This window comes from Acinetobacter sp. A2, assembly GCF_048537555.1.
GTDB lineage: Bacteria > Pseudomonadota > Gammaproteobacteria > Pseudomonadales > Moraxellaceae > Acinetobacter.
In genome coordinates this window covers 36,307-48,689 of sequence record NZ_CP183239.1, presented here as the reverse complement: position 1 = coordinate 48,689, position 12,383 = coordinate 36,307, and the positions used below count along the sequence as shown (strand labels likewise).

At 44.3% G+C, this 12,383-nt stretch carries 9 protein-coding genes; 4 read left to right on the top strand and 5 right to left on the bottom strand.

From position 1 onward, the window contains the following. Positions 1–39: 39 nt before the first annotated feature. Both ACNS8M_RS00180 and ACNS8M_RS00175 read right to left on the bottom strand, forming a co-directional pair. On the bottom strand, positions 40–3,174 hold the full coding sequence (locus ACNS8M_RS00180; RefSeq protein WP_180096392.1) for an efflux RND transporter permease subunit: 3,135 nt from the start codon (positions 3,172–3,174) through the stop codon (positions 40–42). A gap of 3 nt (positions 3,175–3,177) precedes the next feature. Further along, on the bottom strand, positions 3,178–4,317 hold the full coding sequence (locus ACNS8M_RS00175) for an efflux RND transporter periplasmic adaptor subunit (RefSeq protein WP_419224958.1): 1,140 nt from the start codon (positions 4,315–4,317) through the stop codon (positions 3,178–3,180). Positions 4,318–4,729: 412 nt separating this feature from the next. On the opposite strand from ACNS8M_RS00175, the gene ACNS8M_RS00170 reads away from it, so the two are divergent. The 3 genes from ACNS8M_RS00170 to ACNS8M_RS00160 all read left to right on the top strand — a co-directional run bounded on the left by ACNS8M_RS00170 (position 4,730) and on the right by ACNS8M_RS00160 (position 9,894). Continuing rightward, complete coding sequence (locus ACNS8M_RS00170; RefSeq protein WP_419224956.1) at positions 4,730–5,353, top strand: TetR/AcrR family transcriptional regulator; 624 nt, start codon at positions 4,730–4,732, stop codon at positions 5,351–5,353. Between the two features lie 159 nt (positions 5,354–5,512). After that, a complete protein-coding gene (ppc, locus tag ACNS8M_RS00165) occupies positions 5,513–8,197 on the top strand; it encodes a phosphoenolpyruvate carboxylase (protein WP_419224955.1) in 2,685 nt (894 codons plus the stop codon). A gap of 398 nt (positions 8,198–8,595) precedes the next feature. Further along, a complete protein-coding gene (locus ACNS8M_RS00160) occupies positions 8,596–9,894 on the top strand; it encodes a solute carrier family 23 protein (RefSeq protein ID WP_004970352.1) in 1,299 nt (432 codons plus the stop codon). Between the two features lie 279 nt (positions 9,895–10,173). Here ACNS8M_RS00160 and ACNS8M_RS00155 read toward each other — a convergent pair whose 3' ends face one another. Next, on the bottom strand, positions 10,174–10,353 hold the full coding sequence (locus tag ACNS8M_RS00155; RefSeq protein ID WP_004970356.1) for a hypothetical protein: 180 nt from the start codon (positions 10,351–10,353) through the stop codon (positions 10,174–10,176). A gap of 82 nt (positions 10,354–10,435) precedes the next feature. Here ACNS8M_RS00155 and ACNS8M_RS00150 point away from each other — a divergent pair, with 82 nt between their 5' ends. Further along, the gene (locus ACNS8M_RS00150) at positions 10,436–10,705 is read left to right on the top strand and encodes a hypothetical protein (RefSeq protein ID WP_168418347.1); all 270 of its coding nucleotides are present in this window, start codon (positions 10,436–10,438) and stop codon (positions 10,703–10,705) included. Here the strand turns inward: ACNS8M_RS00150 and ACNS8M_RS00145 are convergent. Then, positions 10,671–10,958: a chorismate mutase gene (locus tag ACNS8M_RS00145; protein ID WP_168541878.1), complete on the bottom strand. Its 288-nt coding sequence runs from the start codon at positions 10,956–10,958 to the stop codon at positions 10,671–10,673. The genes ACNS8M_RS00150 and ACNS8M_RS00145 overlap by 35 nt on opposite strands. Then, on the bottom strand, positions 10,948–12,267 hold the full coding sequence (locus tag ACNS8M_RS00140) for a hypothetical protein (protein ID WP_168461035.1): 1,320 nt from the start codon (positions 12,265–12,267) through the stop codon (positions 10,948–10,950). The genes ACNS8M_RS00145 and ACNS8M_RS00140 overlap by 11 nt, the downstream gene beginning before the upstream one ends. Positions 12,268–12,383 lie beyond the last annotated feature (116 nt).

Sequence of the window (12,383 nt, the reverse complement as noted above, 5' to 3'; positions counted from 1 at the left end):
TGAAATTTTCCAAGTTTCGCACCCGTTATTATGTCACTTTTACAGATTATGTGGATTTTTTTTCACTTTAAACCACTGTGCATATAATGCAGGTAAAAAGAACAGGGTTAATAGGGTCGCGACAATTAATCCGCCCATAATCGCCACAGCCATCGGGCCAAAGAAAATACTGCGAGAAAGTGGAATCATGGCCAATACTGCCGCCAAAGCGGTCAGTACAATTGGACGACAACGGCGCACCGTAGCGTTAATAATCGCGTCCCACTGCGATTCCCCAGCCCGAATATCCTGCTCAATCTGATCAATTAAAATCAAAGAATTGCGCATGATCATGCCCGATAAGGCAATGGTGCCGAGCATCGCCACAAAACCAAAGGGTTTGTTAAACAGCAACAGGAACAATACCACGCCAATAATGCCGAGCGGTGCAGTTAAAAACACGATGAATGCACGGGACATGCTACGCAGCTGAATCATCAACAAAGTCATCACCACGGCAAGGAAAAATGGCATGCCTGCATTGACTGACTTTTGCCCACGTGCCGATTCTTCAACCGTGCCACCCACTTCAATTAAATAGCCACTTGGCAACTTTTCACGCAGGGCCGCCATCGGTTCAGACAGTTCTGCCACCACCGTTGCAGGTTGCAAATTGCTACGAATATCACCACGTACGGTAATGGTCGGCAAGCGGTTACGATGCCAAATTAAGCCTTCTTCAAAACGGTATTCAATTTGTGCAATTTGCGCCAACGGCACCGATGTTCCACGTGAAGTCGGTATAGCCAAACTGCTTAAAGATGCGACATCTAGGCGCTCGGTTTGATCACCACGTAAACGGATTTCAATCAGTTCACGTTTTTCACGATACTGGTTAATAGCCGCGCCACTGATAGAGCTATTAAGGAAGTTAGCTAAATCCAGACTCGACACCCCCATTTGACGGGCACGGTCTTGATCAATCTGCAATTGAATGACTTTGCTCGGCTCACCCCAATCTAAATGCACATTGGTACTGTTTGGATTGGCACTGATGGTGGCTGCGACTTGCTGTGCCCATTGTCGCACTTGTGCCAAGTCTTCTCCTGACACGCGGAATTGCAATGGATAACCCACTGGTGGGCCATTTTCCAATAATGACACGCGAGTACGCACCTCTGGCAATAACAAGCGAATTTGTTCAGATAAATTACGGCGAATTTCATTGCGGTCTTCTAAAGACGATGCCAATACCACAAATTGGGCAAAACTAGCCTGCGGTAATTGCTGATCTAAAGGCAAATAGAAACGCGGCGAACCTGTGCCAACATAGGCTACATAATTGTCGATGCCTTGTTGTTGCGCCAAGAACTTTTCAACTTTTTTAACGGCTGCTTCTGTGGCTGTTAAAGACGCACCTTCTTCAAGTTTTAAATCGACTAAAATTTCTGCCCGATTGGAAGGTGGGAAAAATTGCTGTGGTACCAATTTAAACATCGCAATTGACAGTACAAATATGCCAACTGTGATTGCAATGACGGTTTTTCGATAGCGCACACAAGTATTAACCCATCCACGAAACACTTGATAAAAGCGGGTTTGATATGGGTCGTGTAATTCACCTGCGTGCTGTAGCACAGGCTGCGGTTCAGCTTGTTTGCGTACACGCGCCCAAAGACGTTGATACCACGGCGCTCGCTGTGCATGGCGCTGAAAATCTGGCAATAATTTATCGCCCAGATAGGGTACAAACAGCACGGCAGCAAACCATGACACCACCAAAGCAATGGTCACCACTTGGAAAATTGAACGGGTATATTCCCCTGTACTTGAGGCTGCTGTGGCAATGGGTAAAAAACCTGCTGCGGTAATCAATGTCCCAGTCAGCATAGGGAAAGCAGTCGTTCGCCACGCATGACCTGCGGCTTGCAAGCGGCTATAGCCCTGCTCCATCTTAATTGCCATCATTTCAATGGCGATAATGGCATCATCCACCAACAATCCAAGGGCTAGAATAAGCGCACCGAGTGAAATCTTATGCAGCCCGACATCAAACAAATGCATACCTGCAAAAGTCATCGCCAAGACCAGTGGAATGGAAAATGCCACCACCAAACCTGTGCGAAAACCCAGTGAAAAGAAGCTGACCAAGAGCACGATAATCACCGCCTCAGCCAATACTTTCATAAATTCATTGACGCTGTGTTTTACCGCAACAGGTTGATCAGAAACCTTTTGCAGTTGCATGCCCAAAGGCAAAGTTTTTTGCAAACGGGCAAATTCTGTTTCCAGATTTTCACCCAAAGCCAGAATATCACCGCCTTTACGCATCGACACCGCAATGCCAATACCATTTTCGCCCATAAAGCGCATACGCGGTTGAGCAGGTTCGCTAAACCCACGATAGACCTCGGCAACATCGCCCAGTTGAATGGTGGTGCCATTCACCAACAGCGGCATTTGTTTCAACTCATCGACACTGTGCAACGCACCGCTGACACGCACCTGAATACGGTCTGAATGGGTTTCAAAAAAACCTGCGCTTGCCATGCTGTTTTGTTGTTGTAAGGCTTGCTGAATCGCGGTAACAGGAATACCAAGTTGTGCGGCTTTGGTGTTAGATAACTCAATCCAAATTTTTTGATCTTGCAAACCGACCAAATTAACTTTGGCAACATCTTTGACTCGCTGTAATTGTAGCTGCAAACGGTCGGCATATTCTTTGAGGGTGGCGTAGTCATAGTCTGCGCCTGTCAGCACATAAATATTGCCAAAAGTGTCGCCAAATTCATCATTAAAAAATGGGCCTTGTACCCCTTGCGGCAATTCATGACGAATATCATTGACCTTTTTACGCACCTTGTACCAAACATCTGGAATTTGGCTAGAACGCATGGAATCTTTGGCAATAAAAGTCACCATGGACTCGCCCGGACGCGAATAAGCCATGATGCGTTCATAGTCGCCCGTGCTCATCAATTCTTTTTCGATGCGGTCGGTGACTTGTAACGAGACCTCTTTGGCGCTCGCTCCCGGCCAATAGGTTTGAATCACCATCACTTTAAAAGTAAACGGTGGATCTTCACTTTGTGCCAGTTTGGAATAGGAAAAAATCCCGACAATACCCAACAGCAGCATCAAGTAGACCACTAGACCTTTATTTTTCAGCGCCCATTCGGATAAGTTAAAATTCATATTTTAACGCTCCGTCTGTGTGGCCGCAGAAGCTGCCTGAGCTGTTGGATTGACTGCCTGTACAGCTTGATTGTCACGGTTAATCGGGCGAATTTTTTGTCGATCACGCAGTAAATGCACCCCACCCATCACCACATAATCTTGCGGCTGTAAGCCACTCAGTACAGGCACGCTGTCACGTCCATAAGCGCCCAATGTAACAGGAATTTGGCGCACGGTTGAGTCTGGCTGTAAGACCAAAACAAAAGCTTGTTGCCCTGTTGCCGACACGCTAGATAAAGGCACATATAAACCCTGATTGGCTTGGCGAGTCAGAAATACCCGCGCACTTTGCCCCAATTGAATCTGTGCATTGCCTTCACGTAAAGCCACTTTGACTTTAAAAGTACGCGACTGATCTGCCGCAGGGGAAATTTCTCGAACCGTACCTGCAAAACGGGTATCGGGTTGTGACCATAAACTTACCGTTGCCTCTTGCCCGACTCGAATTTCACCCACCGCTTGTTCAGGCACGCCAATCACGACTTCACGCTCCCCATCAATCGCCAATTGATAAGCGACCTGCCCTGCCGCTAAAACCTGCCCAACTTCAATATTGCGTTCAGTAATCACACCATTTTTTGTGGCACGTAACTGGTTATAGTCGGTTTGATTACTGCTGACTGCATAATTGGACTGTGCCTGTTTCAACTGTGCCATAGCATGTTGATATTGGTTTTTGACTGCATCATATTGCGAGCGACTGACGGCATCCATGGGTAATAATTGCTGAAAACGCTGTAACTCATCGCTAGCAATTTTTGCAGCAGATTGCGCACTTTCCAGTTGCGCACGCGCGGCATTGAGCTGCAATGCGGCATCTTGCACATCCAGTTTTGCTAAGACTTGCCCAACTTTGACCTGATCTCCCACATCGGCAAAACGCTGTGTAACTTGCCCTGCAACCCGAAATGCCAAAGCCGTTTGCTGACGTGCTTGCACCTCGCCTGCATAGCTTTTTTGCTCAAGATGTAAACTGCTGGGCTGGATCACCATCACCAAAGGGACTTCCTGTTCAACCTCGGTTTTTTGCTTACTGCATCCAATTAGGGTGATACAGCACAGCAGCATCAGGCTGGCAATGAGATTCTGAGTCGTGTTCATCAGGTTTGCTCTTATTTAAACGTTTTTTTAGGGCAGAATACGGTAGGGTTTGCTGACACTTCGTCTATGTTTGCGACAGCGCATATTTTTAGCTGATATAAGGCATGAGGCAGGAAACTTAGTCATTCTAAGTAACTGACTCATAACGTAATAGCAGTAAAAAATATGCTTGTTCCAAAGGACTGTGGCTAAAACTTTCTCAGATTGCGTTATGAAACTTGGTAATAGTCTCGCTATTCCCTGCGTTTCATGCCTGATCTGCTCAGTTTTAGCCTACAGTGCAAGCCATTTATGAAGTGCGTGCAAACCCCTATATTAAATTGATTATTTTTTAATTAATATACCACTGGGTACATTAATTAAAACTGAAGCGTCATTTTCCAGTTGTACTGATGCAAATTAGGATGAGCGTGTGCAGATTCATGTCGGACGACCAAAAGATTTAGAAAAACGCCAACGCATTTTAATGTCGGCAAAACACTTGTTTTTAAAGTTGGGCTTTCATGGTTCTAGTATGAATCAGATTGCACGTGAAGCAGGCGTGACCAAATTAACGGTGTATAACCACTTTCAAGACAAAGCCACGTTATTTTCCTGTGCCATTGAAGAAACCTGTGAAAGTCTGCTCAAAGCACAACCTTTGGACTTGACTGCACATAGCAATTTTAAGCAGGCCTTATACCAAGCCTGTAAACTGTCCTTGAACTTGGTCAATATGCCTGAAGCGATTAAATTAGAACATTTGCTGATGGAACTGGCCTCGGAGCAAAATCCGTTGGCATTGCAGTTTTACAATGCCTCACATGCCAAACTTCGCGCGATGTGGGAAAGCTTCTTTCGCCAAGCAGTAGAATTGCAGTTTATTCAGGCCGATGAACCAAAAACGCAAACTGAATTGATCGTTTCCTTACTGCATGGTTTACGTCACCATGAAGTTTTACTCGGTGTACGTGCCGTGCCCGATGCTGCACAATCTCAAAAGATTATTGAAGATGCGATTGGTATTTTTATGCTGCGTTATGCTCTAAAAGCCTAATCTCCCACCCTGTATTTCTCTCCTAAATACTGCTGCTTGGTACTATAAGCTCAGATGCGCAAAATCCATGCAACTTTTGTAGATAGCCCGCTTGGATTGTAGATAAATCGGGGTATAGTCTTTTTAGAGTAGAAAAACACAGAACATGGAGAACAACGAATGATTCAACAAATTGATGCTCCTCTACGCGATGACGTACGCTTACTTGGGAACTTGCTGGGCGAAACCCTCAAGTTACACGCAGGACAAGATTTGTTTAATCAGGTCGAACAAATTCGAGCATTATCTAAAGGCGCACGTGATGGACAAGCCGAAGCAGAAAAACAGCTCGAACAACTATTTTTAAGCCTCGAAGATGATGAAATCTTACCGCTGACCCGTGCCTTTACCCACTTCCTGAACTTTGCCAACATTGCCGAGCAATACCATGTGGTGCGCAGCCGTCGTCAGAGTGAGTTTGATGAACATGCGGTTTCTCCCAACCCTTTAGACCGCTTATTTGAAAAATTTAAACACCATGAAATTTCTGCAGAAACTTTGTTTCAACAAGTCTGTGAACTAAAAATTGAACTGGTACTGACTGCACACCCAACTGAAGTCAGCCGTCGTACCCTGATTCAAAAATATGACGATATTAATGACTGCCTATTTAAAATGGATCAGCAAAAACTGACCCCACGTGAACGTCAGGCAGTTTTGGCAGATTTAAAACAGCTGATCAGCTCGGCTTGGCAAACCGATGAAATTCGTCAGCATCGCCCAACTCCAGTCGATGAAGCCAAATGGGGCTTTACCACCATAGAGCAGACCTTATGGAATGCCGTGCCTAAATTCATGCGTGAATTAGACGGCATTATGCAAGAACATTGTGGGCAAAACTTGCCGCTAACCGTTGCCCCTGTGCGTTTTGCTTCATGGATGGGTGGTGACCGTGATGGCAACCCCAATGTCACTCATAAAGTCACTCAAGAAGTGCTGTGGCTATCACGCTGGAAAGCTGCAGAATTATATTTACGCGATATTGAAAACTTGCGTTGGGAACTCTCGATTCAGCAATGCAGCCCAGAACTGGCCGATGCCTTAGGACATTTCCATGCAGAGCCATATCGTGAATATTTACGTGACACTCGCGAACGTCTAAAAGCCACCCGTGATTGGTTGGCTGCCAAATTACAAGGCAAAGATGGCGATGACAGCTTGGTGATTAAAAGCAAAGATGAACTGTTACAGCCTTTATTGCTGTGTTATCGCTCACTCACCGCTTGCCAGCTATCAGAGATTGCCAATGGCAAATTGTTGGATCTAATTCATCGGGTCAACTGTTTTGGCATTGAATTACTGAAACTGGATATTCGTCAGGAGTCTGGACGTCATCGTCAAGCCATTTCAGCTATTACCGAATACTTAGGTTTGGGCAATTTTGAAACTTGGACAGAACAGGCACGTCAAAACTTCTTGCTACAAGAATTACAAAGCAAGCGTCCGTTATTGCCAAAATTCATGCAGGAACCTGCACAAAGTCTGATTCAACACCCAGATGTGCAAGAAGTCTTTGCTACGATGCGTACTTTGGCTGCACAGCCGCAGGAAAGCTTGGGTGCCTATATTATTTCCATGGCGGAATATCCAAGTGATGTTTTGGCAGTGTTACTGCTACAAAAAGAAGCGGGTATTCAGCATCCTTTACGTGTTGTTCCCCTGTTTGAAACCCTGAAAGATTTAGATGGGGCTGCGCAAACCATGAATACCCTGTTTGGGATGCATTGGTATAAACAGCATATTCAGGGCAAACATGAGGTAATGATTGGCTATTCAGACTCAGCCAAAGATGCGGGCTTTATGTCGGCTAACTGGGCACAGTACCGTGCGCAAGAAGAATTAACAGCTGTAGCGCAACAACACGCTGTACAGTTGACCTTATTCCACGGTCGTGGTGGTTCAATCAGCCGTGGTGGCGCACCGACTCAGCAAGCGCTGTTTTCACAACCACCTGGCTCTATTTCAGGTGCAATTCGCGTCACAGAACAAGGCGAAATGATTCGCTTTAAATTTGGGCTTGAAGGCGTTGCTTTACAAAATCTGGAAGTCTATACCGCGGCAACCTTAGAAGCGACCTTAATGCCACCGCCAGTTCCTAAACCTGAGTGGCGCGAGTTGATGCACAACATGACTGAGTTATCAGTACAGGTGTATCGTCAAACTGTGCGTGAAAATCCACATTTTGTGAAGTATTTACGCACCGTAACCCCAGAGCTGGAGTTACAAATGCTGCCTTTAGGTTCACGCCCCGCTAAACGTAAAGTCAGTGGTGGCATTGAATCTTTAAGAGCCATTCCATGGGTATTTGCATGGACACAAATCCGTTTGATGTTACCTGCATGGCTCGGCACAGGTGCGGCCATTAACCAAACCCTAGATCAAGGGCAAAAAGCCATTTTGGATGAAATGCTCAGCGACTGGCCATATTTCCAAACCTTGATTGATATGCTGGAAATGGTGCTGTCTAAAGCCGACAGCAATATCGCATTGTATTATGAGTCACACCTAACTGATGACGAAGACTTAAAACAACTCGGTGAGCAATTGCGTCAACGCCTGCGTGATGCTGTGACCACCCTATTAACCTTAAAAGGTGAATCACAACTGCTCAGCAGCAATGATGTGCTGGATCAATCTATGCGCGTGCGTAAACCGTACTTATTGCCATTGCACTTACTGCAAGCAGAGTTAATGAAACGTCGTCGTTTGTACTTGGCAGAAAAACAGGCAGAACATACCCCTGTCGATCATGCCCTTATGGTGAGCATTGCAGGGATTGCAGCAGGCTTACGCAATACAGGTTAAGCCTCTACGAATAGCACAACAAGCAGAGTCATGTACTCTGCTTGTGGCTTATTCACTCACTTAGAAATGGCTTGGGCTCATGCTTCATAAAGCCAAACACAGTGGACATAATAACGTGAAAGCAGACATGGACTAAGACATGCGTTACGAGGCAAAAAAACCAGCCTAAATTATGTGCAATTAAATTTATTCTTAGTCTGTTTTCATCCCACTAATGCCGCAATACATTCTTTAAATTTATAAATAAAATTACTTATTTATATTAAATGTAAATTTTATCAAATAGTAAAATTTAATCCTAAAAATAAGCAGCTGATCTGTTTTCTGGCAAAATTTTTAAAAAATTTAGGCAATACAAGAGTATGATGTGCTCAATTTAGCTTTTGAGTGCTTACTTTATGTCCAATTGGTTTCCCAAATGGCGCCCTTATGAAGGCAGCATTGATGCACGTCCTGTAGGTACCAATGAGTATCTACCGCCTGCACAAACCGTTGTATTGGGAATACAACACGCTTTTGCCATGTTTGGTGCCACTGTACTTGCACCTTTTTTAATGGGCTTTGATCCGAACCTTGCCATTTTAATGTCAGGGATTTGTACCATCCTGTTCTTTTTCATGACAGGTGGGCGTGTTCCAAGTTATTTAGGCTCAAGCTTTGCCTTTATTGGGGTGGTGATTGCTGCCACAGGCTATGCAGGCGCAGCAGGCGGTTTAAATGCCAATATTGGGGTTGCGGCAGGCGGGATTATTGCCTGCGGTATTTTATATGCCCTGATTGGCTTTTTGGTGATGGCTACTGGCACCCGCTGGATTGAAAAATTAATGCCACCTGTGGTGACAGGTGCGGTGGTGATGATCATTGGTTTAAACCTTGCTCCTGTCACGGTCAAAGCGGTTGCAGGCAATCCATTTAATATGTGGATGGCCTTGGTGACTGTGCTATGTATGGGCATGATTGCCGTATTTACCAAAGGTTTACTGCAACGCCTCTTGCTCCTGATTGGCTTGCTCATATCGTATCTGATCTATTTTGTAGTCACCAATGTCATGGGTTGGGGGACGCCAATTAACTTCGCACCGATTCAGCAAGCCGCTTGGTTTGGCGTACCAGACTTTCATGCCCCTGTATTTGATGTGAATGCCATGCTGATTATTGCCCCAATTGCCTTCATTTTGGTGGCAGAGAACTTGGGACACATTAAAGCAGTAGGTGCCATGACTGGTGAAAACCTCGATCCACACATTGGTAAAGCCTTTGTAGCCGATGGTGTTGCCACAACCCTTGCAGGTGGTGTCGGTGCACCGGGTATGACTACCTATGGTGAAAACATTGGGGTGATGGCTGTTACCCGCGTGTATTCCACGATTATTTTTGTGGTGGCGGGGGTCTTTGCTATTTTCCTTGGCTTATCACCAAAATTTGGGGCAATCATCCATACCATTCCTACCGCCATTTTAACGGGCGCTTCGATTGTGGTATTTGGTTTGATTACCATTGCTGGCGCGAAAATCTGGATTGAAAACAAAGTCGATTTTTCTAAAAACAAAAATCTGATGGTGGCTGCCGTGACCATTATTTTAGGAACGGGTGACTTTGCGTTGCAATTGGGCAGCTTTAACTTGGGCGGGATTGGGACAGCAACTTTTGCAGCCTTGTTCCTGAACTGGTTCTTTAGTTTGCGTGATCCCTCTTAATCAGAACTTGCGGTCATTTGCTTGAACCTAAGCAAATGCCGAAACAATGCAAAAAGACCGAACAACAGTGATTGTTCGGTCTTTTTTTACCTCAAACGGTCTGTCTAGAATGAACCGTTTTTAAGAGATAATGCTTTTACTTGGCTTATTTCTGTTTTTTAAGCTCTTGCTTAAGTTGCTTCAATTTGCCTTTATGTTTTGAAATCTTTTTCAAACGTGCTTTGATTTGTTGCTTCAAAGATTTAACTTGCTTAGCCATGGTATTACTCCTTAGTAAGGCTATTCGTTGCCATTGTGTTGTTTCACAAAACTACGAATAAATTTTCTTAATTCACGAGCAGCACTAGTATCAAGTTCTTCACATAAACGAATAAATTCATCACGTTCAGTACTATTAATACGAATTAAAAGTTGTCCATCTTTCTTGCCTGTCTTTATTTTTTTGATTTGCTCGTTCATTGCTGATCTCTCCAAAATAAAGACTGCTTTGCAAAAGATGTATATACAATATATATACTTTTTAAAATAAAGCAAACTTACAATGTTAAAAAATGTAATAAAATCATATTCTTTTTTTTACCAATTCTTTTTAAAAACCCAGCAAAGCCAAGACAGGCAAGGCTTAGCGCTCAAAGCCACCTGCAGAAAAAACAAGCAAATAATTTTTAAAAATTATGCTTTGAATACCAAGATGGCATATAAATACGCGGTTTTACCGCAAAAACGCAAAGTTTGGGCTGCGTTTGAAGCATCGCCCAAACTTAGGGATAGATCAATTAAGGACGGAATTCTTTTAATTCACGCTGAATAAAATGCTGAATCATATCGTGATACAAACGCTCAACCATATCAGGATCAACATCATGTTGCAGCGCAAGAGTACGCACTTTTTCAATGACTTCTTTCACTCGCTGTGGTGATTGCACATCTTCCACCGTCTGTTTATGGCGCATGGCTTGATCGACATAAAACTGACGCGACGCAATCAGTTCAATTAAAGCCACATCTATCTGATCAATCTTGTCACGTGCTTGTTGTAATGAGTTTACTTTTTCATTGTTCATGGGCTGGGGCTACACTTTCAGTTTCGTTTTCAATTTCACTCTTATACTTTTCTTCTAACACATTACTGAAAATACTTTCAATCATCCACACCCGATATAAGCTGTTAAATACATAACTTTGCCCATCAATGCGCAATTCCAGCACAGGAAAATCTGGCTGAGATTTCATCTCGCACAACATGTCATTTTCTTTGAGTAATTCGGCAACATCGGCTGTACTCAGTTGTTCTAGCTCTAATTCACGCTGCATCCGATCAAAATGCGCCTTAAAGGACATATCCTGCCCTCTCGTCCACACTGCCTGCAAAATACGATACATGGCATCGACACGCTGTTCTTCAGGCACGCTGTAATACAACTGCGCCATATAAGTGGTGGCAGCTTCGGTTGGACGGCAAAACGGCGTAAATGCAACATCGGTACGTTTAGACAATCGGGTGGCTAGTCCCCAGTCAAAGCCATCTCGCCCATGATACGACAACGGGTACACATTTAAATGAATATTATAATAGGCCGCCAATTCTTCCTTAATATAAGCCAGCAATAACCAAGAAATCGGGTCTTCCAAGGCAATATATAAATCCAGCTCTGGGTCTAGCGCCTGAATTTCGTTCAGTTCTGCGGCATCACTAATTAAATGTTCACGCCATTCAATGTGATTAATCAAAAAAATAGGATTATCAGTGAGTAGTTTTTGTTGTTTTAAACGGCGAGTTAAGCGCAATAAATCATCGACCGCATGGTATTTACGTCCGCCAAATTCAAAATAACTGGCCAATACAGGTGCATCATCAAATACCCGTTCGGAAAAATCCTGTACCTGATGATGACGGCTGGCCATGGCATATAAGGTGCGTAATTTACCCGACTGTTTTTGCCACAGCATGTGGAACACATCTTCAAGTAAATACAAAAAGTCCTGCCCACGTAGCGGGGTATGCCGCAAAATGGCTTCGGCCTGCATCAAGGCTTCTGCAGTCGGTGGTTCGGGTGTATCGTGAAAACTAAAACGATGTTGCTTGGCCAAAATCTGTGCATCATTGATGCAATAGTTTTGCCATTCCGCTGCCGACATTTGATTGGGAGCATCACCACTTTGGCTGGAAATTACCACCTTTAACGGCTTTAATTCCTCTGCCAAAATGTCTTCTAACTGCGGCAGTTGCTGCACCGCCAAATAGCTGTAAACATCGTCTAAACGCAGATGCACACTCAGTCCGTGTTCCGTGGGCAACACCGCTTGCCGAGAAGGTTTTTGATAAAACCAACTCGATCGAATCGGATCGAACCAACGGCGCAACAGTGACATGAGATCAGCCTCTACAATTAAAATCCTTGTGGTCTAGGGTCTATGGACAAATAACCATGGCGCTAGTCCCTAAATACTACACAAGGATTTATATCAATTCACATCTAATTGATCAA